This is a genomic window from Chryseobacterium sp. 2VB (genome assembly GCF_005503635.1).
In the GTDB taxonomy this organism is placed as follows: Bacteria; Bacteroidota; Bacteroidia; order Flavobacteriales; family Weeksellaceae; genus Chryseobacterium; species Chryseobacterium cupriresistens.
In genome coordinates, this window is sequence record NZ_SCNC01000004.1 from 83,934 (window position 1) to 107,964 (window position 24,031).

At 36.4% G+C, this 24,031-nt stretch carries 27 protein-coding genes and 2 tRNA genes; 14 read left to right on the forward strand and 15 right to left on the reverse strand.

Translation table 11 applies throughout. The features are described 5' to 3' along the window. Positions 1–77 precede the first annotated feature (77 nt). The 4 genes from accD (at position 78) to FFS26_RS05800 (ending at position 3,663) form a co-directional block, all read left to right on the forward strand. Positions 78–932: an acetyl-CoA carboxylase, carboxyltransferase subunit beta gene (accD, locus tag FFS26_RS05785; RefSeq protein WP_105700341.1), complete on the forward strand. Its 855-nt coding sequence runs from the start codon at positions 78–80 to the stop codon at positions 930–932. Between the two features lie 54 nt (positions 933–986). After that, complete coding sequence (locus FFS26_RS05790) at positions 987–1,496, forward strand: DUF6973 domain-containing protein (protein ID WP_110009013.1); 510 nt, start codon at positions 987–989, stop codon at positions 1,494–1,496. A gap of 305 nt (positions 1,497–1,801) precedes the next feature. Then, complete coding sequence (locus tag FFS26_RS05795; RefSeq protein ID WP_137904523.1) at positions 1,802–3,205, forward strand: nucleoside recognition domain-containing protein; 1,404 nt, start codon at positions 1,802–1,804, stop codon at positions 3,203–3,205. Positions 3,206–3,270: 65 nt separating this feature from the next. After that, on the forward strand, positions 3,271–3,663 hold the full coding sequence (locus FFS26_RS05800; RefSeq protein ID WP_137904524.1) for a hypothetical protein: 393 nt from the start codon (positions 3,271–3,273) through the stop codon (positions 3,661–3,663). Positions 3,664–3,678: 15 nt separating this feature from the next. On the opposite strand, the gene FFS26_RS05805 is transcribed toward FFS26_RS05800, so the two are convergent. The 4 genes from FFS26_RS05805 to FFS26_RS05820 form a co-directional block, all read right to left on the reverse strand. Beyond that, a complete protein-coding gene (locus FFS26_RS05805) occupies positions 3,679–4,569 on the reverse strand; it encodes a ferric siderophore ABC transporter substrate-binding protein (RefSeq protein ID WP_110009010.1) in 891 nt (296 codons plus the stop codon). A 35-nt stretch (positions 4,570–4,604) separates the two neighbouring features. After that, the gene (locus FFS26_RS05810) at positions 4,605–5,003 is read right to left on the reverse strand and encodes an ExbD/TolR family protein (protein WP_062672905.1); all 399 of its coding nucleotides are present in this window, start codon (positions 5,001–5,003) and stop codon (positions 4,605–4,607) included. A gap of 12 nt (positions 5,004–5,015) precedes the next feature. After that, positions 5,016–5,720: a MotA/TolQ/ExbB proton channel family protein gene (locus tag FFS26_RS05815; protein WP_110009009.1), complete on the reverse strand. Its 705-nt coding sequence runs from the start codon at positions 5,718–5,720 to the stop codon at positions 5,016–5,018. A 171-nt stretch (positions 5,721–5,891) separates the two neighbouring features. Then, positions 5,892–6,353: a hypothetical protein gene (locus FFS26_RS05820; protein ID WP_110009008.1), complete on the reverse strand. Its 462-nt coding sequence runs from the start codon at positions 6,351–6,353 to the stop codon at positions 5,892–5,894. A 168-nt stretch (positions 6,354–6,521) separates the two neighbouring features. Here FFS26_RS05820 and FFS26_RS05825 point away from each other — a divergent pair, with 168 nt between their 5' ends. From FFS26_RS05825 to FFS26_RS05845, 5 genes are read left to right on the forward strand one after another with little or no spacing between them, the layout of a single operon-like run. Continuing rightward, positions 6,522–8,318 carry a DUF885 domain-containing protein gene (locus tag FFS26_RS05825; protein WP_137904525.1) on the forward strand — a complete coding sequence of 599 codons (1,797 nt, stop codon included), beginning with the start codon at positions 6,522–6,524 and terminating at the stop codon, positions 8,316–8,318. Positions 8,319–8,324: 6 nt separating this feature from the next. Then, positions 8,325–8,882: a hypothetical protein gene (locus tag FFS26_RS05830; RefSeq protein WP_137904526.1), complete on the forward strand. Its 558-nt coding sequence runs from the start codon at positions 8,325–8,327 to the stop codon at positions 8,880–8,882. A gap of 8 nt (positions 8,883–8,890) precedes the next feature. Beyond that, positions 8,891–9,337 carry a DinB family protein gene (locus FFS26_RS05835; RefSeq protein WP_137904527.1) on the forward strand — a complete coding sequence of 149 codons (447 nt, stop codon included), beginning with the start codon at positions 8,891–8,893 and terminating at the stop codon, positions 9,335–9,337. Between the two features lie 52 nt (positions 9,338–9,389). Further along, on the forward strand, positions 9,390–9,992 hold the full coding sequence (locus tag FFS26_RS05840) for a hypothetical protein (RefSeq protein ID WP_137904528.1): 603 nt from the start codon (positions 9,390–9,392) through the stop codon (positions 9,990–9,992). Further along, positions 9,982–10,668, forward strand: a complete 687-nt coding sequence (locus tag FFS26_RS05845; protein ID WP_137904529.1) for a glycosyl transferase — start codon at positions 9,982–9,984, stop codon at positions 10,666–10,668. The genes FFS26_RS05840 and FFS26_RS05845 overlap by 11 nt, the downstream gene beginning before the upstream one ends. A 236-nt stretch (positions 10,669–10,904) precedes the next feature. Here the strand turns inward: FFS26_RS05845 and FFS26_RS05850 are convergent, their stop codons facing one another. From FFS26_RS05850 to FFS26_RS05870, 5 genes are all read right to left on the reverse strand, one after another. Next, positions 10,905–11,735: a DUF6625 family protein gene (locus tag FFS26_RS05850; protein ID WP_110009002.1), complete on the reverse strand. Its 831-nt coding sequence runs from the start codon at positions 11,733–11,735 to the stop codon at positions 10,905–10,907. Positions 11,736–11,801: 66 nt separating this feature from the next. Continuing rightward, positions 11,802–11,984: a TIGR04149 family rSAM-modified RiPP gene (locus FFS26_RS05855; RefSeq protein WP_110009001.1), complete on the reverse strand. Its 183-nt coding sequence runs from the start codon at positions 11,982–11,984 to the stop codon at positions 11,802–11,804. 81 nt (positions 11,985–12,065) lie between these two features. Continuing rightward, entirely contained in the window at positions 12,066–13,682 is a 1,617-nt protein-coding gene (locus FFS26_RS05860) for a vitamin K epoxide reductase family protein (RefSeq protein WP_137904530.1), read from the reverse strand. A 22-nt stretch (positions 13,683–13,704) separates the two neighbouring features. Beyond that, positions 13,705–14,484 carry a GLPGLI family protein gene (locus tag FFS26_RS05865; RefSeq protein WP_137904531.1) on the reverse strand — a complete coding sequence of 260 codons (780 nt, stop codon included), beginning with the start codon at positions 14,482–14,484 and terminating at the stop codon, positions 13,705–13,707. 308 nt (positions 14,485–14,792) lie between these two features. Beyond that, complete coding sequence (locus FFS26_RS05870) at positions 14,793–15,413, reverse strand: endonuclease III domain-containing protein (RefSeq protein ID WP_110008998.1); 621 nt, start codon at positions 15,411–15,413, stop codon at positions 14,793–14,795. 33 nt (positions 15,414–15,446) lie between these two features. Between FFS26_RS05870 and bcp the strand changes: the two genes are divergently transcribed. Beyond that, complete coding sequence (gene bcp, locus FFS26_RS05875) at positions 15,447–15,896, forward strand: thioredoxin-dependent thiol peroxidase (protein ID WP_137904532.1); 450 nt, start codon at positions 15,447–15,449, stop codon at positions 15,894–15,896. An 89-nt stretch (positions 15,897–15,985) separates the two neighbouring features. On the opposite strand, the gene FFS26_RS05880 is transcribed toward bcp, so the two are convergent. From FFS26_RS05880 to FFS26_RS05900, 5 genes are read right to left on the reverse strand one after another with little or no spacing between them, the layout of a single operon-like run. Continuing rightward, positions 15,986–16,519 (reverse strand): GNAT family N-acetyltransferase, encoded by a 534-nt coding sequence (locus FFS26_RS05880; protein ID WP_110008996.1) that lies wholly within the window; start codon positions 16,517–16,519, stop codon positions 15,986–15,988. Beyond that, positions 16,488–17,150, reverse strand: a complete 663-nt coding sequence (locus FFS26_RS05885) for a hypothetical protein (protein ID WP_110008995.1) — start codon at positions 17,148–17,150, stop codon at positions 16,488–16,490. Before FFS26_RS05885 ends, FFS26_RS05880 begins: the two co-directional genes overlap by 32 nt. A 31-nt stretch (positions 17,151–17,181) precedes the next feature. Then, complete coding sequence (locus FFS26_RS05890) at positions 17,182–18,264, reverse strand: mannose-1-phosphate guanylyltransferase (protein ID WP_228406452.1); 1,083 nt, start codon at positions 18,262–18,264, stop codon at positions 17,182–17,184. A gap of 2 nt (positions 18,265–18,266) precedes the next feature. Next, complete coding sequence (locus FFS26_RS05895; protein WP_137904533.1) at positions 18,267–18,857, reverse strand: SprT-like domain-containing protein; 591 nt, start codon at positions 18,855–18,857, stop codon at positions 18,267–18,269. 1 nt (position 18,858) lies between these two features. After that, positions 18,859–20,181, reverse strand: coding sequence for a TolC family protein (locus FFS26_RS05900; RefSeq protein WP_137904534.1), 1,323 nt, complete (start codon positions 20,179–20,181; stop codon positions 18,859–18,861). Between the two features lie 182 nt (positions 20,182–20,363). Between FFS26_RS05900 and FFS26_RS05905 the strand changes: the two genes are divergently transcribed. From FFS26_RS05905 to FFS26_RS05920, 4 genes are all read left to right on the forward strand, one after another. After that, on the forward strand, positions 20,364–21,608 hold the full coding sequence (locus FFS26_RS05905; RefSeq protein ID WP_110008991.1) for a bifunctional folylpolyglutamate synthase/dihydrofolate synthase: 1,245 nt from the start codon (positions 20,364–20,366) through the stop codon (positions 21,606–21,608). Between the two features lie 42 nt (positions 21,609–21,650). Continuing rightward, positions 21,651–21,725: transfer RNA gene (locus FFS26_RS05910), tRNA-Val, on the forward strand. Positions 21,726–21,758: 33 nt separating this feature from the next. After that, positions 21,759–21,833: transfer RNA gene (locus FFS26_RS05915), tRNA-Val, on the forward strand. 113 nt (positions 21,834–21,946) lie between these two features. Continuing rightward, positions 21,947–23,068 (forward strand): glycosyltransferase, encoded by a 1,122-nt coding sequence (locus tag FFS26_RS05920; protein ID WP_137904535.1) that lies wholly within the window; start codon positions 21,947–21,949, stop codon positions 23,066–23,068. Here FFS26_RS05920 and FFS26_RS05925 read toward each other — a convergent pair. Beyond that, positions 23,058–24,029, reverse strand: coding sequence for a glycosyltransferase family 9 protein (locus FFS26_RS05925; RefSeq protein WP_228449397.1), 972 nt, complete (start codon positions 24,027–24,029; stop codon positions 23,058–23,060). The genes FFS26_RS05920 and FFS26_RS05925 overlap by 11 nt on opposite strands. Positions 24,030–24,031 lie beyond the last annotated feature (2 nt).

The window sequence follows — 24,031 nt, forward strand, 5'->3', positions numbered from 1 at the left end:
TGTACCAATGTAAAAAGTATTCATAGAAATGCATTTACATTGGTACTTTTTACATTTATACATTAATACAAGCAAAAATGGCATTCGACTGGTTTAAAAGAAAAGCAAAAAACATTACCACTTCTACTGATGAGAAAAAAGACGTTCCCAAAGGCCTTTGGCATCAGACTCCATCCGGAAAAGTAGTGGAACATGATGAACTAAAGAGAAATAACTATGTTTCTCCTGAAGACGGATTTCATGTAAGAATAGGAAGTGCAGAATTTTTTGACATCCTTTTTGACGGTGGTAAATTTACCGAACTGGATGCCAATGTTGAAAGTATTGATATCTTAAACTTCAAAGATACAAAGCCTTATAAAGACCGTCTGAAAGAAGTAAAAGCTAAAACAAAGCTTACAGACTCTATCAGAAACGCTGTAGGAACCGTAAAAGGAACTGAAATGGTAGTTTCATGTATGGATTTTGCTTTCATCGGTGGATCATTGGGTTCTGTAATGGGTGAAAAGATCAGAAGAGCAGTAGATTACTGTATTGCACACAAACTTCCGTATATGATTATCTGTCAGTCTGGAGGAGCAAGAATGCAGGAAGCGACTTACTCTTTGATGCAGCTGGCAAAAGTTCAGGCTAAATTAGCTCAGCTTTCTGAAGCTGGACTTTTATACATCGCTTACCTTTGCGACCCTACATTCGGAGGAATCACTGCTTCTTTCGCAATGACCGCTGATATTATTATGGCAGAACCGGGAGCACTGATTGGTTTCGCAGGACCAAGAGTAATCCGTGAAACGATTGGTAGAGATCTACCGGAAGGATTCCAGACATCAGAATTCTTACAGGAAAAAGGATTTGTAGATTTCATCGTAAAAAGAACTGAAATTCAGGATACTGTTGCCAAAACAGTTAATTTATTAACTGTAAAAGCATAGCATCTGTAACAAAAACAATACAATCTCTCTCTAATTAGGGAGAGATTTTTATTTATGAGGACTTTTAAGATATTTTTCAATACCATCAGAAGCATGAGTTTTAAAAAGATTATCCGTCTTTTATCACTTGTTCTTCCCCATCCTCTTTTCGCTTTACTGAGTTTTTATGCAACAGTAAAAGCGTTTACCATTGCACAGAAAAAATTTCCTGATACAGCCTCCAACAATGGAATTGGAAACGCATTCAGACATGCGCTTTGGTGCTGCTTCATTATGATGTACTGCTGTAAAATTTCTTCTCCGAAAAAAGCACTTGATTTCTGCAAAAGAATAACAGATATGCATGAAGAGCTTTTCCCGAATGAGCCTTTGGAAACCAAAATGGATCTCCATAACAACAAAATCGGAATGGATTATTTCATGGAAATTTTACCGGGAATTCACCGCCAGTTTTTTGAAAAAAGCTTCTTTGTAGATGCATTAATCAAAAAAATGGATGAAGCTAAGGTTCTGAAAAATCTGGATGATGATTTTGAAGGACACCTTGTTTACCTGAAGGAGTAAATAAATCATCTTATCTTAAACGCTGAGGATCGCAAGGAAAATTTAAAAACTTTATGCATATTTCCGTCCGCAAGGGCATTTCATTCAGCAATATTACTTAAATCAATGCCTTTGCTTAGGGCGAACGCCTTTGCGAACGAAAAATCAAACTTCATCATTAAAAACCTTTGCGTGCATTGCGTTAACAATATACTTTAAGATTAGAAGCCATCATTATTTCTCTTTGGCAACAGAATAACAAAAGACTTTAGTTATTTTTGTGGTTTAAAGTATTTTTGATAAGTTTAAACAATTAAATCAATCAGATGGTTCTCAGCAGAATTTGGTCGGCTTTCATTATCATTGCCATTGCCATTGCCAGTATAAAATACGTTTCGTCAGGTAACTACAAAACCATTTTCAATGATATGGTGGTGGGAAAAGGAGGTGATACAGTGAAGATTGCATCACAACCTGTGAGCAGCCTCTCTCCTATTGTAAGAGACAGCCTGATGAAAAAGAATGATTTTGCAGACAGCAGAATTCACTATAAAACAGATTCTTTAAAACAAAATGTAAATGTTTATCGTGTTCAGGAAGCCGATGGTGTCATCGGAACCTCTGAAACGGCGGTGAAGATCTGTCTTGGTCTTATCGGAATCATGACTTTATTTATGGGATTCATGAGCATTGCTGAAAAAGCAGGTGGCATCAATCTTCTAAGCCGTCTGATTCAGCCGTTTTTCTCTAAGTTATTTCCTGATATTCCTAAAAATCACCCTGCATTCGGGCATATGCTGATGAACTTCAGCGCCAATCTTCTGGGATTGGATAATGCAGCAACCCCTTTTGGTTTAAAAGCCATGGAAAGCCTTCAGACCTTAAATCCCAATAAAGATACCGCCAGCAATTCACAGATTATGTTTCTGTGTCTTCATGCCGGAGGGATGACATTGATCCCGGTCTCGATTATTGCCATCAGAGCCTCTATGGGATCAAAAACCCCTACAGATATTTTCCTGCCATGTATGATTGCCACTTTTGCCGCTACACTAGCTGCGATGATTATTATTTCTTTATACCAGAAAATCAATCTTCTCCGTCCGGTAGTAATCGCTTATGTAGGCGGAATTTCGGCTATTATTGCCCTTTTGGTACTGTATCTTGTACAATTGAGTAAAGATGAACTGGATGATTTCAGTAAAGTATTAAGCAATGGTCTGATTCTCTTTATCTTCCTTGCGATTGTATTAGGAGCCGTTTATAAAAAGATCAACGTTTTTGATGCCTTTATTGAAGGGGCAAAAGAAGGTTTTACAACTTGTGTTAAAATTATTCCTTATCTCGTTGGGATGTTAATTGCGATTTCGTTATTAAGAACTTCCGGTGTATTTGATGTCATCATTGACGGAATGAAGTGGGTAGCCAATATTGCCAATATGGACCCGAGATTTGTGGATGGACTTCCAACTGCATTGATCAAACCTTTATCCGGTTCAGGAGCCAGAGGAATGATGGTAGATACGATGACAACATTCGGAGCTGATAGTTTCCAGGGGAAATTAGCCGCAGTGCTTCAGGGAAGCTCAGATACGACGTTCTACGTGATTGCAGTATATTTTGGCGCCGTAGCCGTTAAGAATACAAGATACACGGTAATTGCCATGCTTATGGCCGATTTAGTCGGCGTTATCACTGCCATTGCATTAGCTTACTTATTCTTTGCTTAATGAAATCTGCAGGTTGAGCAGATGCTATTAACTTTAAACATTAAACTTAAAACTTTAAATCCATTATGATCACAGATAAAGAATTCACCTTAAGACTCATCCGCCAATTAACTCAGGCATTAGAAAAATTGATTCTCGACAAACCTGAAGAAAGTTTAATGCAGAAAGAACTGGATTTTGATACGTTGATGAGAGATATTTTCAAAATGAACTTCACAGAGGTTGCTTCTAAAACCAAGGAAGAAATGATCGCGATTGTGAATGAAAGACAGGAAAGAGATCACAAAGATTATTATGAAATGCTGGGAAATCTATTTTATTTCAACAGCAGACATGATCAGAACAAAGATTTTCAGGATAAAGCAAAGACATTCTACGAGCTTTATCTTCAGACCAGTGGTATTTTTGCCCTTCCGGTCATCAACAGAATAAATGAATTGAAAAAAGCACTTGAATAAAGTGCTTTTATATTTTTAGAAGGTAATTTTGTAAGTTCCGGTTGAAGATGTATTGGCTTTTTCTGCTTTTACATATTTCTTAACCCAGGCCACAGATGTGGATGAGACACAAGGATCCGAAATCCCGCCGGCTCTTCTTGCGGACACTACATTTCCCGCTTTATCTACGGTGTAAGCAATGGTAATCGATCCGCTTGCCGTACAACTGTGTGAGGGCTGCGCTCCGCCTCTTCCCATTGTTCCCGGAATATAACCAACCAGTTTTCTGTCGATTCCTACTTTACTGTCACCGTTTCCATCACCGCCTAAAGGATCTCCCGCATTTCCGATACCATCACCGGTTCCCTGGCTTCCGGCTTTAGTTCCTCTGCCTTTAATCAGGTTGCCTATCGCTGCGGTTCCTTTTCCGTCACCATTTCCTGTTTTTGAATTGGCAGTGGTCGCTCCGGATTTTTTAGTATTTTTAGAAGCACTTGTGCTGGTTGCTTCTTTTTTCTCAGCTTTTTTGGATTCCTCTTTTTTAGGAACGGTTGTTTTTGAATTGTTTCCTGTAATAACCTTCTCTTTAACCTCTGTTTTCTTTGGCTCCGGAGTTGGTACTGGTTCTGGTTTTATAACTGTTTTTGTTTCCGGAACCGGAGTTTCTGCAGGTTCGGGTGCCACTTCTTCAGTTGCAGCGGCAAGGCTTCCCGGCTGTTCGGCAGGTTCTTCAATTCCCTTTCCATTTCTGTTATCACCAAAATTAACCAGCATGGTAGTAACCACTTCAGGATCTTTATCCAGTTCAGGTTTTAATTTATACAAAAAAACAAAAAGCAGAATAGCAGCCCAGATGAGAATAGAAAGCAATGCGCTCTTTACTCTGTCTTTATTTTCTTCGTTTCTGTTTGCTGTATAGCTTTTCATCTTAAAACGTAATTCTTTCCGGAAATCCGGATATGTTATTTGTCTTTAACGGTTGCAATAGCAATATTAAATTTATGTTTCTCAGCAATTTCCATCACAAAAACAACATCTTTATGCAATGTGTTTTCATCAGCTCTGATCGTAAATGATTTATTGGTCTGGCTGGCTAATTTATCTACAATAATTTGCTCCAATTCTCCTTTATTGGCAGGATTATCATCTACAAAAAATGAACCGTCCGGCTTGATGCTTACCGTTAAAGGATTGGGAATATTATCATCAACTGCCCCGGCTTTCGGAAGATTCACATCGATGGCACTTTGATTGGCCGCCGAAGAGGTAATCATAAAGAAAATCAGCATCAACAGGATAACGTCTGTCATCGCTGCTAAACTGAATTCCGGATTCGCTTTATTTCTTCTTTGAATTTTCATCGTAAGAAAGATTTATAAAGGTTTGTTGATAAGGTCTAAAAATTCTCCTGACATATTCTGGGCTTTCAGGACAAATTTATCAATTCTTGTCAGTAGAATATTATAACAGAAGTTGGCAGGAATCGCTACAGCCAAACCTACAGCGGTCTGCCCTAAAGCGGTATAAATACCTTCTGAAAGTGTTTTCGGAGAGAATGATCCTGTTGCATGAGATAGATTAAAGAAAGCAATAATCATCCCGATTACTGTTCCGAGAAGTCCCAGCATTGGTGCGATACTCGGTACGACAGCCAAAAGGTTCAGGTTTTTTTCCATATTGGCAACCTCTACCTGTGCCTGTGATTCCATAGCACTTACAATATCAGAAACGGGACGTCCTAATCTTGAAATTCCTTTTTCTAAAATTCTTCCTTCCGGAGAGTTCTGGGTTTTGCAGTAATCTGCTGCTGCCTCTATTTTTCCAGCCTTGATGAAGTCTTCGATATTGTTCATGAAGTTGGAATCTGTTTTCGATGTCAGCCTTTTGATAAAGAAAAACCTTTCAAAAAACAGGTATAGAGAAAACACTCCCAATAGTAATACAGTGACCATCACTATTTTAGCGAAAGCTCCTCCATGGAACATAATTTTCCAGAATGAGAACTCCAAGTTGTCTGCAGCAACTGCAGGGGTAGTGATTTGTGCGAATAAAATCTGAGAAAGTTCCGTTAACAGCATTAAATGTAAATTTTATTAAATTTCAACGACAAATGTAGGAGAATATTATGAATTGAACTCTTAAAAATTGCTTAAAAACAACTTAAAATTTGTTACAATTTTACAAACAGCAAATTTCTTTCCAAAAAATAATTTGAAAAGAAATCTACAGTTAAAAAGGCAGAAGCTCGGTTAGTCTTCTTCTACCTCAATATCATCTTGTTTAAATTCGCATTTTAATCTAAAAGGGATCGGTGTATCTGATCCGGTATAGAAGTCATCAATAGTTCCTTTCCAGATAACCTGAAGCTCCCCTTCTTCGTTTTTTTCAAAAAGAAGCTCATTATCATAGATATAGGCATCTTCGTCATCAAAAAGATCTACTTCTGTATAGGTTTCTTCATCAGAGTCATTGATGATGATGGTCTTCCCTTCTATTTCCGCCGATTCGATAGGAAAATCAAAAACTTCAAGTGAAAGCTGCGGAAAGTTGTACTGTAATGAATCATCGTCCACGTGATCCAAACTGTCATCCGTAATCACTTCAACCTCTAAAAAATGTTGCTGGTTGCTGTAAACGGCCTTACAATAAGTATTTCTGATATTGTATTTTAGCGTTTCGTCCGGATGGTAAATTTTTAAAATCCCTTTCATTTTTTCTTAAAAAAGAGCTGTAATAATATGATTGTTAAACGTTTTAGACAAAGATAAAAAATTGATTCAAAGTTAAAAGGATTTTGAAAATAATTTTTTAAAATCAATGCATACCATAAGCATGAATATCCCAATAATACTTACTTTTGTTTTCATAAAGATTGTGAAATGAAAAACATTTTATCAAAAAGTATTCTGGGATTAGGGTTGATGATCGGTCTTGCTTCCTGCAAAAAATCGGATTCTCCCCTTACAAAAGTGACACCCAGCAACCTGGATTCTATCGCTTCGAACTATTATGAGCAATATCTTAAGCTATACCCCTTAGATGCTACAGCACAGGGAGATACAAGATATAACGACCAGCTTCCTATCAATATTGATAAAGATTTTATCTCAGGAGAAGTAACATTCTACAATTCTGTACAGAAACAGCTGGAACATGTAGATTACAAAAGTCTTTCTGATGAGGATAAAGTGGTATATGATGTATTGGATTATACTTTAAAAGATAAAATTGAGGCCTATGCCTATCATCCGGAATATATTCCTTTCACTCAGTTTGGAGGGCTGCCACTTACTTTTCCACTGTATGGAAGCGGACAGGGCAATCAGCCTTTTAAAACCGAAAAGGACTATAGTGACTGGCTGAAAAGAATGGAAAAATTTCCGGAGTGGATGAATGCTGCTGCGGACAACTTCCGTGAGGGAATCAACAATAAAATAGTGCTTCCTAAAAAACTGGTTATCAAAATGATTCCTCAGATGAGAGCTGAGGAAATCACTACTTCCGATATGGAAAAGAATATTTTCTACGGACCTATTAAAAATTTCCCTAAAAACTTTACAGAGGCTCAGAAAGAAAAATTCTCAGCACTTTACAAAGATGCTATTACGAAAAAAATCATCCCGGCTTATACTAAAATGGGAACATTTTTAGAAAAAGAATACCTGCCAAAAGCAAGGGATACAGACGGATACAACAGCCTTCCTAACGGCAATGAGATCTACAACTATTATGTAAAAAGCTGGACTACCACAAAGAAATCACCTGAAGAGATCAATAAGATCGGGCTTCAACAGGTTGCAATGCTTCGCGCAGAAATGGAGAAAGTAAAACAGCAGGTAGGCTTTACCGGATCTCTGGAAGAATTTATCACTTTTGTTAAGACGGATCCAAAGGCAATGACTTTTAAAACATCTAAGGAAGTTTTAAATGCATTCAACGGGATCTTAACTAAAATAACTCCGAAGCTGAAAACAATGTTTAATGTAACGCCAAAAACAAAGTTTGAGATCAGACAGACGGAGAAATTCAGAGAGGCAAGTGCCAGCGCAGAATATATGCCGGGAACTCCGGATGGAAAAAGAGCAGGTATATTTTATGTTCCGCTTCCTGATCCTACCAAATTTAATGTTACTTCGGGAATGGAATCTCTTTTCCTTCATGAGGCGATTCCGGGGCATCACTATCAGGTTTCTCTTCAGCAGGAAAATACAAGGCTTCCTAAATTCATGAGATTCGGATGGTTGGGAGCATATGGTGAAGGATGGGCTCATTATTGTGAAACATTAGGTCCTGAATTCGGTTTATATACTGATCCTTACCAGAAGATGGGATATTTAAGCGATCAGATGCTGAGAGCAGTAAGACTTGTAGTAGATACGGGACTTCATACCGGAAAAATGTCAAGAGAAGAAGCGATCAGATATTTCTTAAGCAACATTTCTTATGATGAAGCATCGGCCACTGCAGAAGTGGAAAGATATATGGCAATGCCGGGTCAGGCCTTAGGCTACAAAATAGGGTCTTTAAGAATCCGTGAGCTGAGAGAAAAATATCACAAAGAACTGGGAAACAAATTCAATCTGGCAAGCTTCCATGATGAAGTTTTAAGCCAGGGATGTCTTCCGCTGGACGTTCTGAACAGAAAAATGGAGCTTTGGGCTCAAAAACAAAAATAGTTTCTTATGAAACTATTTTTGTTTTTTTCAGGTATTTTATTGATGGCTTTGAGTTGTCAAAAAGAGCAGAATTTTGGGAATTTAACTGTTGATAGTAGCTTACCTAACCATGATAGTATTCTAGTTCTCTCAAAATATCCGGAACTGAAGCTTTATAATAGTGAAGTTGTTGAAAGCAAAACAAGAACAGCATATATTGTTCAAACTGCAAGTTATTCGGATGGCTTTCGTAAGGGAACGTTTTTTTTCAATGATTATAAATGTAAAGCTCAATACCTGAATGACACTCTTACTATCAAATTGAATAACAATAATGGATATTTTGGAAATGGCATTTTGATTAAAGTTTTTAATAATCAATTTTACATCAGAAATATTGATCCTAAAACCTTAAAAAAGGAAGAAAAATTCATAAAATCTGAAATTTTTAGTCAAAAATTAGTTCTTAACAGCCATAAATTCGCCACAAATGACAGCATATATGGTTTTATAGATTACAAATGCAATATTGACAGTTTGGTTGACAAACACTTTAAAGGATATTTTAAAACTATAATACAATAATAACTGGTATGATCACAGAAAGTCTAAGTTCTCTTTACAACAGAGATTTAAATAAGTTAAAAACGGAACTGGAAGCCTATCAAAGCGAAGAAAATCTTTGGAAAACGGATAAAAACATTGCCAACTCTGCGGGTAACCTCGCCCTTCATCTGGTGGGAAATCTTAATCATTTTATCGGAACGCATCTTGGAAACACAGGATATGTAAGGCAGCGTGACCTGGAGTTTTCGTCAAAGGATATTCCCAAAGCGGAACTTATTGAAAAGGTGAAAGCCACTGCGGCAATGATAGATTCGGTACTTTCCCAATTGTCCGATGAAGACCTGAAAAAAGAATATCCATTGGTTGTTTTTGAAAGTGCCATGACCACCGATTATTTTCTGATCCATCTGCTTGCTCATCTGGACTATCATCTGGGGCAGGTTAATTATCACAGAAGGCTGTTGGACATTTAATCTGATTTATTTATTTTTATTAAAACTAATTTATCCTGAAAACCCAATCATTATGAAGAAAATATTTGTTTTATCTTCAAATCCTGAAAAATTTTCTGGTGCCTTAGAACATTATGCAGAGAGAAATTTTACACCTGAATTTATTGTCACGGACAAGCATTTAAGTTTCATAGAAGGAATACAAAAGGTAATAAAAGAAAGTGATGATGAAGACTATATCATTATTTCAACCTCTCAACATCGGTTTTGTCCTGGTTTTTCACAAGATCATCTTGAAAAATGTATTGAAAAGGTAAAAAGACTTGACGGTAATTTATTGCTTGGAGGTCTCCTAAGCTTTGAAAAAGTGATCGAAGTTTCTGATCATATATTCTGGGTTGATGGTTTCAAGGGATCACAGTTCATGATTATTTTCAAAAAAACATATTCTCTTTTCTTCCAAAGGAATTTCAATACTAAGCTGCCTCTTGATGTTTTTTTATCATCACATCTGGAAGACGTCTTTGTAATACATCCATTCATTTCTCAGTTTGAAGATGACGGAAACCTTCAATCATTCGAAAACACCACTGATTTTCAATATTTATATGACAATCCGGAAGTTTTTCTTGATGAACTTTCCCAAATAAAAAAATACTACAGCTATGAGCCATAACAACTTTTCAGAAATTATGATCCCCACTTACATTATCAATCTGAAACATAGAGAAGACAGAAGGGAAAGTGTGTTAAAAGAGTTTGAAGGCAGACCGGAATTTGGCTGCCAAATTGTAGAGGCATGTATGCATGAGACAGGGAATGTAGGCCTCTGGGAAAGCATAAAAAAAACGGTATCTCTTGCTATTGAAAACGAAGATGATGTGATTATCATTGTAGAAGATGACCATGTTTTTACAGAACATTATGACAGAGATGCGTTTATAAATAATATTATACAATCTAATGAGCAGGGTGCTGATATCCTGGCCGGAGGCATTGGAGGAGGCTTTAGATTTGTTGTTCCTATTACAGAAAACAGGTTTTGGATCAATCATTTCTGGTGTACCCAGTTTATGGTGGTATACAGTCGTTTTTTTGATCATATACTCAATGCAGACTTTGGCCCGGAAGACACTGCAGATAACTTTTTATCACAACTGTCAGCTCATAAAATGGTATTATACCCTTTTGTCTCTGTTCAGAAAGATTTCGGATATTCTGATATTACTGCAGAGAATAATATTAATGGAAATATTGAACATTATTTTAAAACAGCAGATCTTACCCTTGGTATCTATCAAAAAAAGTACAAACAATTGGTTTTAAATAATAAAAAAGAGAGAACAATATAAGGTTCTCTCTTTTTCTTTTCATAAAATGATTAGCAACAGATCACTCCTGAAGGTCCACAATAAGCCTCGATACTCCCATGGACTAGACACATCACTGCCTGGCAGTTACATGATGTTGGGCCCGATCCTGCTTTAATAACTCTCATTTCCTTTCTGCTCATGTTATTCTTTATAACATTCATGCTCATTTTTTGTAATTTTTTCATGCTATTATTTTTTAATTAGTAGTACAGTAACTACCAATAAATTCTAGTGGGGCTTACATTATACCTGTTGGGGATTTTTGCAGGTACTTTTTCGGGGTTGTATACTTTTTTAAGCCAAAACATATGAAACATAATTGCCTCATATTTGTTTTTATAAATAACTTTTCCATTATCAAATTTTACTCTCCCCGTATAGCCCTCCATAAGAATAAAATCAAAATGAGTTCTGAGAATTCCTTCTCTTTCAGCATTTTTCATGATATGGGTAAAACTTTCAATTTCTGTTTCAATTTCGAAAATAGGAATACCTTCTGCTAGATCGTCCCAAACAAAATTACATTCATCAAAACAGAAGTGATCCGGCATAGAAAATACCTTTTTATAGTCTTTACTTCTTTTAAAGAATGTATTCATCAGTTCATTATTCCTGTACAGACCAAAGCATCCGGTGGTATAATCATCTCTTACACTTATATAATCATAGCTATCGAGAAATTCATTGGTAAAAAAAGCTCTTATATCTCCGTAAATAAGATCGAGATCACAGTGCCCCCAGAAGTCATACTCTTCTATAAGTTCAGGAAACATAAAACCATATGCAGGCTTAAAATCACACAGCTTATAAGGATAATCTATGTTGATTGGAAACCCAAGTTTATCAGATGTATCGCAGATGATATCTTTCAGATTTTTATGGACTATTTTTACATTTGAGGGTAAGTTTTTTACCTCCTCTGTATTATCAGTTATAATCACAAAATCTACACTTGGATTAAAAGCACAAGAATGCAGATAATAGGGCATATACCATGGATATTTACCATACCAGCATGTAATTAAAACTAAACTTGGTGTATTCATAGGTTAAAAAAATTCTGTAATTGCAGAATTGCAATTACAGAAAAAATATAAGTTATTTTTGATTGATTAGCAGCATTTTGCTGGCCATCCACCGCCACATATAGCTCTCATACCATTCATATAGCAGTACTGTGAGTTACAGTTACAAGTTCCTGGCTCACCTCCTGAACCCGCTTTAATAACTCTCATTTCGTTTCTGCTCATTTCGTTTTTCATAGCATTTAAGCTCAGCTTTTGTAATTTTTTCATAGAAATTTGTTTTAATTTGTTTGCCTACTCTTTAGATTTTCGGCTTCCTCTTTGTATAATTATTATAATAATTTTCTTCTTTTATCTGTATTCAACCTCCAATTCCTTTACAGAATCATGCTGTTCATTCCATTCGTCCTCAATAAGATCCGGCATAAATACTTCTATATACTTTTTATTAAGTCTTACAGGATATGTATAGTCGTTGATAAAGTAATGTGGTGTGAAAAACAGGTTATTCTGTAAATTTTCATAAGAAACAGAAACCAGTTTATTCAGTAGAAAGGTTCTGTTATCAAGAGTTGTACTGTATTTTTTCAACCATTTCTCTGCCTGTCTGTGACTATACCAGTCATGAAGAGCTTCAATAAATTTGCCTTCGCCTTTTGTTTGATAAATGTTCAGGAGCTGGATCAGCATCTCTTCTACTTCAGCAGTTACGACTCCTGTCATATTAAATCTGATTTTGATGTTGACCTGATTTTTATATTGGTTGTAAATTCTCTGCAAGAAATCATGCGCTTCTCTACAGTATCCGCACAAAGGGCTTGTAATAAAAGTAATTGTAACAGGAGCATTTGGATTTCCCAGCAGGATTGGCTCAGCTTTTAAAACAAGGGGGTCTGTGCTTGTAAGAATATTTTTAAAGTAAGGATAATGCCTTATATATCTTGAGTCAAACTCCGCATCCTTTTTCAGCACTGCATAGGTTATCAAAGCTTTTTTAATAAAAATATAGGTTCCGGAAAAAGCGATCACTACTGATGACAAAAGCAAAACTGTTAGGAGGTCAAGATGTACATTATTCAGTATCTCCGTCATGTTAAATGACAAATAGATAAGCTGTGCATAGATTACTCCTATAATACTCAAACATATTGGACACCACTTCTTTTCTACTTTCATCTGAAAATAAACAGAATATAATGTAAATGGTATACATCCCAGCAGAGAAAAACCAATTAAAAAATAATAATTATTGATAAGCTCCTTATTAAAAACAAGCAGTGAAAAAAGCTGAATCCCAAAAAGAAAAACACTTAGATCACTCAATTTGAACCCTGCAATTTTTCCTTTTTCAGAGTTGATAATCTGGCTGCAGCTTGACTTCTCATTTCCATCACAAAACTGCGCAGAAAAACCAGACTCCAGCCCCAGCTCTGTTTTTATAGCTTCAAAGGCTAAAAGCAACCCCACCATTGTAATCGCACCGAAACCACTTATAAACCAGCCTCCGATAAAATACAACACTACAAATACTGCACAAAAGATGAATGCTGGCAGGAGTTTATTGTAAAAGACATTAGACGGTTTTGTGATTTCTCCGTTATTTTCAGCGGCCAGTACCGCACCAGTCCACAAACTCTCCATTTCAGGAATGGAGATAGTCTTCTGCACACCCTCATGATCTGTATATAAAACCGATTGCTCCTTTTTTTCAATATATGATAAAATCAAATGCCCGTTTCCTATATCTAATATGGTTAGAAATGTTTCCGGTAAATGATCAAAATCCTGAAAATCAATCATAAAGGCACCATTTGGAATACCAAAAAAACCAAGAGCATCACTAAAAGCCAGAAGACTAGGTGTCTCCGGATGCGATTCTACCTGATAGATGTAATCATTCTTATCAATTTTTACATCAATCGATTTCAGATATAAAAAAACAGCGTTAATTTCTTTTCTTAATTCCATGGTTATAGTTGAATTGTTGATACTATCTTTCGATGGTATTATCGTTTTCCCGGTGATATTTTTTTATTGCTTCGGCCTGTTGATTCATCTTATTCATGATTTCCAGACTTTTACTAACATCTGCCATACTTTGCATCAAAACAGGCAAGGGATCATTTATGAAGTTTTCTTTATTTTTAATGTAGGCTTCTTTAGACATCAAACTCTCATCCATTAATGATTCTGTTTGCAATGCAGACCGGACATTTTTTTTACTGCCTTTCAATTTCCATTGATATTCATTATCAGCATCTTTCAGCTCTATAATCAACCCTGGAAGCCCCATAAAAACATAAGGACCATCAAAAACCGGAATATCCTGAGTAAACCATGCTATCCAATGTCTTCCTCCATAATTGGCTTCTGCTTTTTGTACTTGAAAAGTCCCGGTATTTCTTTTTTCCGGTAAAAGCTTCCAATGAAGATCAGGATATTCTTTATAGGAAATAACACCTATAAATAAATCATCTTTCAGAATAACTGATGAATTACCAAGATCTTTTATTACCTTAAAATTCATTGTTCCTAATGATAAAACCGGGGATTGTGTTGTGAAAAGAGAATCAGATTCCCACTTTTCTTTTCGAATGAATACAGACCTTTTGTCAATGCTGTCCAAATAGAATATATCTTTCTTTAGCTTATTATCTTTTGTAGATGGTTTATAGGTAAGTTCATAATAAAAACGATGAACCTGCCCTTTACAGGTATAGGAAAATAAAAATAAAACTACAAATAAAACGAAAAGATTAACTTTTTTCATTTTGGGTCTTCATGGTACTGATCCAAATATATCTCTTTTTATGGAAATACAATACTTCTGTAACAATTTACAGTAAAGAAAATTACGAAAAAGAAAACTATTGTCTCTAAATGATATTATAAATCAGGCAGATAAAGTTTTCTTTATGAAATAAAAGAATTATCGTGAAATTTTACAAATATCCTTTATTGGTGAAAAAAAAATTTAGAATTTAAATTATGAGATAAAAAAAAACACTATAAAATAGTGCTCTTCTTGTTCTATTTGTAACTGAAAATAGTTCTTAAAATCCTAAATAATGTTAAATTCTATTTTTCAAATAACATTTTTGTAATAAAATCTTTCTCTCCTTTTCCTCTTGCCGGAGAATATTCTCTTCCGTAGAAAATAATCTGAAGGTGAAGTTTATTCCATACTTCTTCAGGGAATAATTTCTTGGCATCGCGCTCTGTTTCCACCACGTTCTTTCCTGAGGTAAGTTTCCACTGTGTCATCAGACGGTGAATGTGGGTATCTACCGGAAAAGCAGGAAATCCGAAACCCTGGCTCATCACCACTGAAGCAGTTTTATGCCCTACGCCCGGAAGGGCTTCCAATTCTTCATAAGTTTGCGGAACGATACCATTATGACGTTCCAGCAGAAGTTCTGCCATTCTTTTAAGGTTTTTGGCTTTGGTATTGGAAAGTCCGATTTCTTTGATGAGTTCTTTGATTTCAAATTCTTCCAGCCTGGCCATTCTTTGTGGAGTTCCTGCCACGGCAAAAAGATCAGGCGTAACCTGGTTAACTTTTTTATCTGTGGTCTGCGCGGAAAGTGCTACGGCCACCATTAATGTATACGGATCGGTGTGATCTAACGGAATAGGTGTAGTCGGATATAATTTATCCAGTTCTATCTGAACGAGCTCAGCTCTTTGTTTTTTTGTCATGTAACCCTTAAATTTGAACAAAATTAAATCATTATGCTGAAAGTTGGAGATAAATTACCTGAATTTGAAGGATTCAATCAAGACGGAGAAACGGTAACCTCATCAAAGTTAATAGGAAAAAAACTGGTGGTTTTCTTCTACCCGCAAGCGAATACCCCAACGTGTACCGTGGAAGCCTGCAATCTGAGTGATAATTATTCCAAGCTTGAAAAAGCAGGATATCAGTTACTGGGAGTAAGTGGTGACAGTGTAAAGAAACAGAAGAACTTTCACAGTAAATTTGCATTTCCTTATGATCTTATTGCTGATGAAAACCGAGATATCATTGAAAAATTCGGGGTATGGCAGGAGAAAAAAACGTTTGGAAAAACGTATATGGGAATTGTAAGAACGACTTTTATTTTCGATGAAAATGGTGTCTGTACAAGAGTGATTGAAAAAGTAACGTCAAAGACTGCTGCTGAGCAGATTCTGGAAGGTTAATTCTTTTTGAAACACAAATATCACAAATGCTTTCACAAATAACACGATTTACGATCTATACGTTATTTGTGAAAGCATTTTTAGAAGTTTTATTCGGTTTCGTAATAGTTGAGTTCTTCGGTTTCGCCTGGAAGTATGACGTGTTTTTTAAACCTCAACCCTAATTTTTCGATCAGTTTTTGGGAAGAAATATTATCCTTTGAAATAATGGCTGATATTTTTGTTAATCCGAAATCATCCATTCCAATAGACTTCACTTTCTGAGCTGCTTCGTAGGCATATCCCCTACCTTCGAACTCTTCCAGCAGAGAATATCCTATATCCACGATATCAAGACCTTCTCTTTCGAAGATTCCTACTGCCCCTACTTTTTCATTGCCTTCTTTGGTTATTAAAAGATAGTTTCCAAATCCAAGTCTTTCAATCTGGGGAGCAAATCTGTTGAGAATATAATTTTCGGCATCTTCAACAGAATTAACATTGCGATTGCCGATATGTTGAATGAATTTTGGTCTGTTATAAAGGTCAAAGACGAAATCTTTATCTTCACGGGACATGGGACGAAGGATTAATCGCTCAGTCTCATAGATATTATCTGCGTTTGGGTGTTTTTTTAGACTCATCTTTCTTGGGTTCTTCTTTTTTTTCGATTTTCAACAATCTTGGGTTATTAGCACATTTTTTATTGTAAAGCTCAATATATGTTCCATTGTCTTTTACATTGCTTACAGTACCTGTAGATTTATTTACAGTGACTGTATAATGTGTTTTCTGGTAAGGACATTCCTTTGAGGTCAGTTTTCCAAGATCCAGATAGTAATTCGATTGATCTTCATGGTAATTGCCGGCAAGATCCTTGAATTCTTCATCCACCATATATCCCTCAGCAGCTAATACAACCGCAGCCTCCTGAGCATTATCAATTCTGTCAACAAACTTCTTCAATCCCACTACATCTGTTACATAATTTACTTTACCTCCTTCTGAGTAAGCAATATAATAAAAGCTGTCTTCACTAGGGAAAAGATTGAATCCTGAGAACTGAGGAGTGTAATTTACCTTACCCGAAGTCTTTATTTCTTCACCTTTACCGTAGCTGTTGTATATCAGCACCCACGAGTCTACTCTGCTTCCTGGGTTGATCTGCTGCAAAACAGAAGGTATATTTGAAAACTTTTTCTTCTCCTGAGAATATCCTAAGATTCCCAGAAGTAAAAATGTAAGAATTGTAAATCGGGTTGCAGTGTTACTCATAATTTAAAAATCAGCAGAAATATACCAAATATTACATGAACTTCTCGCCTTTCTTAAAGTTTTTCAGATCAAGAACATAGTCTTTAATGAGCTGGTCATTAGCACGCGGACAGATCAGAAGTGCCTTATCTGTATCTACAACAATATAGTTTTCAAGACCATCAATGATTACGGCCTTGTTATTATTCTTTAAACGGATGATATTTCCTTTTGAATTATAAGCAAGTAAATGTTTCAGTTTTACCGCGTTTCCGTCTTTATCTTTTTCTGTATTTTCATATACGGAAGTCCATGTTCCAAGATCGCTCCATCCCAAATCTGATGGAATCACATAAACATTCTTTGCTTTTTCTAAAATTCCGTTATCAATAGAAATCTTCTGAACCTTCGGATAAATGGTTTCAATACAGCTATTTTCTTTTTCTGAGTTGTACTCACAAGCCATAAAATGCTGCATCATTTCTGGAAGATAAAGATCAAAGGCATGATGGATACTTTTCACATTCCATACAAAAATTCCTGCATTCCAAAGGAAATCACCGCTTTCCAGAAAGCTTTGGGCAATTTCAAGGATAGGCTTTTCTGTGAATGTTTTCACTTTAAAATATTCCGAACCCTTTTTTTCTACAAACTGAATATATCCATATCCGGTATCAGGCCTTGTAGGGGTAATCCCTAATGTTACCAGATAATCATTTTTTGAAGCCAGCTCAAATGCCAGCTCCACTTTCTCCAAAAATACATCTTCTTTAAGGATCAGATGATCTGCCGGCAATACAATCATCGTTGCATCCGGATTAATCTCAGCAATTTTGTTGGCCATATACAGATTACAAGCGGCTGTATTCTTCATCAAGGGCTCGCCCACAATATTCTCTTCAGGAATTTCCGGAAGCTGCTGATGGGAAACAGGAACATACTCTTTATTCGTAATTACGAATATCTGCTCTTTAGGAATTACCTTGCTGATTCTGTCATAGGTCTGCTGAATCATAGTGCGCCCGGTTCCTAAAATATCCTGAAACTGTTTTGGAAATTTTTGCGTACTCATCGGCCAGAACCGGCTCCCGATTCCTCCCGCCATTATAACGCAATATCTATCTGATTTTAACATTATTAGCTACATTTTTCTACCCTCGCTAAAGGCTTGAAAGAATACTTCCTTCCAGTAGCCAGGTTCTTACAAAGATAGTTTTTTTTAACCAGACCTTCTAATAAATACTTTTCGTTGCGATAGATAAAGAATTCTCCCTTTTTAAGCTCCTCGATAAAATGAAGACTATCATCCTGTTTCTCAGTATGAAAATATCTTACCAGATCAGAGCTTGCCATGAAATTGGCTTTAGGCGATTTTGAAAATTTTACAATGATAGGTTTGAGCTCTTCATCATAAACCTCAAGGCTTTCCAGAAGCATATTTCTGAAAGTTTCTTTCCATTCGTTGCCGTGGGGCGAGATTCTCCGTCCATATTTTTCGAAAGCAATCAGATGTGCGAGCTCGTGAGTGAGCACAAAGAAAAAAAGTTGTGGGGTAAGGGTTGAATTTACCGTAATTTCATGCGAATTATCCGGAAGTTTTCTGTAATCTCCCAGTTTTGAATTTCTGTTTCTTGTAACTTTTATATGTATATAGTAATCTGCAAACCAGATCCTTAAATATTTAAGTGTATTTTGAGGTAAGTATTTTTCTAATGATTGAATTGGCATTTTACAAACTTAATGGAATTCCTGCATAGAAATTCAATAGTTTAAGACTAAAAAGATAATTATATTTTGCCTGCGCTACTGATCCCTGTGCATTTGCATAATTATTTCTCGCCACATTGACGTCGTAGATGGTGGTTCTTCCGGCAGCATAACTTTTATCGGCAAAATCAAGAGCCAGTTTTGAGCTTTTTTCAGCTTCCACTGCAGCCAGATAGGTTTCATAATTAGCATCAGCATCAAACTGAGCTTTCTGAACATTTTGTCTTACCGTCTGCTTCTGTTGTTCTAACGTATTCTTGGCTATACTTTCATTTATTTTAGACTGTTCTACCTGAAGTTTTGTTTTTCCTTTATTAAAGATAGGAATATTCAATGATAACCCAACATTTTGCCCGAACTGATCTTTATATTGTTCAAAAAAAGTTCCCTGCACAGTACCTGGCATAGGATCAAACTGCCTGTTATAGAAAGTGTTAAGACCCGCACTTGCTGTTAACGTTGGCCAGAATGCTGTTTTGGTTACTTCAGTTTGTGCTTCGGCAGATCTTATCCTGCTTTCGGCTGCTTTGATCTGCGGTTGTATCTCATACGCCGTTGTAAGCACTTCATCTACAGTATTGAGTTGCAAATCAAGTTTTTCCGGAACGTTTACATCTTCCACATCGAAACCTTTGTAATCTGAAAGCTGTAATAGCTGAGCGATGGCAAACAAGGCACGACCAACGTTTACCTCTGCTGTTTTAAGGTTTTGTTTCTCTCTTGCCAGCGCAGCTTCAGCCTCAGCTAAAACCGTCTGGGCAGTTGTTCCAACCTGGGTTGTGATCTTAGCTCTGTCAAACTGTTTCTGGGCATTATCCACAGCACTCTGAGAGATTTTAACGATCTCTTTATTCAACAAGGCAGTCAGATATTGCTGAGCAATCTGAAGGGAGATATCATTTTTAATGGTTTCAATGTCATATTGGCTTGCTTCTACATCAAACTGGGCTTTTCGTACATTTTTCTCTAATCTTCCATTATTATAGAGCAAAATATCGGCTCCCAGGCCAACACTGTTATTGAATCTGTCGTTTCTAAAACTTCCCGCTCCTAATGACCCTTGCCCGAAACTCACCCCATTCGTCATACTCCCCGATACAGATGGTAAATATTCTTTTTGGGCTGCTTTAAGATTATATTCCTGGTTTTGTTTGTTATACTGATTTTGGATAACCTGAAGATTATGCTCCACTGCATAGCTTACACATTCTTTTAAGGACCATTTCTTCTGAGCGCTCAAACCCAGATAACCTAATCCAAAAACGATGATCCAAACTTTTTTCATATGTATATGTTTATTTGTTTTTAATGGTCATATGGAACCGTGTCATCTTCATCAGTACTGTTACCTGTGAATCACAGCGATTTCATATTAAGATTTTTCAATATTAGACGAATTAAATATAAAAAAGTTACAGATTGAAAAATTATATTTTATTTTAAAAAAACTTTTGGGAATTTTGCACCATGACAAATGAACAATATCAGGAAGCTATCGACTGGCTTTTCGTACAGATGCCCAACTATCAGATAGATGGACAGAAGGCTTATAAACCTGGACTTGATAATATAACAAAGCTTTGTGCTTTCTTTGGAAATCCTCAGGATAAAATAAAGTGCATTCATATTGGCGGCACCAATGGAAAAGGTTCTTCAAGCAATATGCTGGCATCTGTTCTTCAGGAAGCCGGTTATAAAACAGGATTATACAATTCTCCCCATCTGATTGATTTTACGGAGCGTATTAAGGTCAACGGAAAAAACTGCAGTAAAGAATTTGTCTTTGATTTTATTCAAAAATTAAAGAAACTTCCTGAAGATATCCGTCCTTCATTTTTTGAGTTTACCACCATTATGGCTTTTGAATATTTTTATCAGCAGCAGGTAGATTTTGCTATTATTGAAGTTGGATTGGGAGGAAGACTTGATTCTACCAATATTATTAATCCTTTGATTTCGGCTATTACCAATGTTCAGCTGGATCATCAGAATATTCTTGGAGATACCATCGAAGAAATTGCATCAGAGAAGGCCGGAATTATTAAACACAATACGCCTATTATTTCCGGTGACGAAAATGAAGCTGTAAAAAATATCATTAAGGAGAAAGCAGCGAAAGAAAATGCTCCTTTGACAGATGCCACTCTTATCAATACAGATCTGGAATCTGATCTCAAAGGGAATTACCAGAAGAAAAATATCAGAATTGTATTGGCCGCAGTAGAAGAATTAAGGAAACTTAAAGTAAATATTTCTGATGAAGCATTGGAAAAAGGACTTCTCCATGTTCACCAGAATACAGGATTTATTGGCCGTTGGTTTGAATTTTCACAACATCCGCTTACCATTTGTGATACGGGACACAATCAGGCAGGTTTGGAGTATGTTTTTTCACAATTAAATTCGATTGACAGGCACAAGCATATTATTTTGGGGTTTGTGAACGACAAAAAAATAGATGATGTGATGAAATTACTTCCCGAAAATTCTGAGTTCTATTTTGCAAAACCATCCATCAACAGGGGAAGACACCCGGAAGATTATGAAAATCTGCTTCAGGAGGCGAAAATTTTTTATAAAATTTTTGATTCTGTACAGGAAGCGTATCTCTCTGCAAAAGAACGATGTACAAATGAAGAAATGATTTTTATCGGCGGAAGCAACTTTGTAGTGGGAGATTTTTTGGAAAAAAATTTGGAGATTAAAGAATAAGTCGTATATTTGCACCACTCTAAACAAGAGAACAAGTCTAGAGGGTTCTTAGCTCAGTTGGTTCAGAGCATCTGGTTTACACCCAGAGGGTCGGGGGTTCGAATCCCTCAGGACCCACAGAAAAGGAAACGAAACCTTTCAAAAAAATTCGGGTTCTTAGCTCAGTTGGTTCAGAGCATCTGGTTTACACCCAGAGGGTCGGGGGTTCGAATCCCTCAGGACCCACAAAAAATCTCTCAGATTTCTGGGAGATTTTTTTATTTTATCCCTAAGTATTTAAATGTCTCCTGCAGTTTTCCTGATATTTATCTACCTTTGCCTACATCGAATAGCCGAATTTGAAGCAGCTCCACATCATATCATTTAATTATCCCTACCCTCCTTCTTATGGCGGAATCATTGATGTATATTATAAAATCAAGGCCTTATCTGATCTGGGAATAAAAATTCACCTTCACTGTTTCATAGATAAGATCCCTTCAACCATTGACAGAGAAATTAAAGAGATTACAGAAAATGTATTTTTTTACAAAAAGAAGAAGAATCCTCTGCTTTATTTTTCATCAACGCCTTTCGCTGCTGCGATCAGAAAATCTGAAGAACTTATTAAAAATCTGGACAGGAATAAAGCTCCCATCTTGTTTGAGGGTTTACAAACCACCCAAATTATACGGTTTTTGAGAGAGAATGATCACAAACTCTACCTCCGTCATCACAATAACGAATCAGAGTATTATAAAGGCCTCTCTGTGTCTGAGAAGAATCCATTTAAAAAGATTATTTACAAAATTGAATCTGTGAAGTATTCCGGATATCAGAAAAAATTTTTAAAGCAATTTGAAACCGTATTCTGTCTTTCGGAGAAAGAATATCAGGAAGTAAAAGCCTGTTCGGAGAATGCGCAGCTTGTTCACATTTTTCACGGTAATACATCAGTAAAGGTATTGGATACAAAAGGAAAGTATTTTCTTTTTCACGGCGATCTCACCACTGCAGACAATAAAAGAGCATTAAATGAGACTATCGGTTTATTTAAAACGCTTCCGCAATATCAACTGATTGTTGCCTCCGATCGTGCCAGTGAAGATATTAAAAACAAAATCTCAGCAGTTGAAAATATCAGCCTCACTCCTATTCAAACCACAGAGAACCTTTATCGTCTTCTGGAAGGTGCTCATGCCAATATTTTAATTTCTTACCAGAATTCAGGAACCAAGGTGAAGCTTTTTAATACGCTTTACAACAGCCGTTTCGTGATTATTAACGGGAATATTACAGATGATCCGGTTTTAACAAATTTATGTCTGTATGGCGATGATATGAGCCAAATCCGCCAGCAGATTATCACCTCAGCTGAAAAAAACTACCATGACAATGAAAAAAGAAAGAGTATTTTAGAAGCAAGTCACTCCGATAAAGCTAAAGCAGAAGAAATAGTAAAGCTAATTTTTAAAAATTAACCCTGTCCACCACTTTCTGGATATTAAATTCTTCAAGACAGGCCCAGTCACCTCTGTAACATTCCTTATCTCCAAAGACAGAACATGGTCTGCAGCTCAGGTCTTTTACCTGAACAACATCTTCCTCACTTTGTCCAAATCCCAGAAATCCGGCGTAAGGATGAGTAGCTCCCCAGATAGAAATACATCGGGTTCCCACAAGACTTGCGAGGTGCATATTGGCAGAATCCATAGATATCATCAGTTCCAGTCCGGCAATATAATTGAGCTCTTCCGTAAGATTTAATTTTCCGGCAAGATTTTTTGTATTAGGAATCTCTGCTTCCCATTTTTCCAGAGTTTCCGTTTCTTTTTTACCTCCTCCAAAGAAATACACCGTATGTTTCTGAGCAAGAATTCTTACCAGTTCATACGATTTCGCCAAAGGAAGCATTTTCCCTTTATGCTGGGCAAAAGGGGCAAAACCAATCCCGGATTTTTGCGCCGAAACCGGCCTTAATTGATGGGAGAGTTCAACTTTGAAACCCATTTCACGGAAAACATCTGCATAACGTTCCACTGTTTTTTTCAGCTGTACCTTTTCCAGATTCCAGATATCCGTAAGATGCTCTTTTTCTTCTTTGCCTTTATCAATTTTAAAGACCTTGAGCCCTTTCCTTCTGTATATTCTGTCTAAAACCTTGGTTCGGATTACATCATGGAGATTGGCAATACAATCCGGATTAAATTCACGGATCAGTTCGTTACTCAGTTTTCTCAATCCGAAAAAACCTTTGTAATCATCCAGGTCAATCCCTTTAAAAGTTACATTAGGAATTCCTGCAAACAGCGCCGCAAAATTTTTCCTGGAAACCATAATAATTTCCACGCCGGGATTCTGTTCCAGAAATTCTCTGAAAACAGGCACGGTCATCGCAACATCTCCGAATGCGGAAAAACGATATGCTAAAATTCTGCTCACGA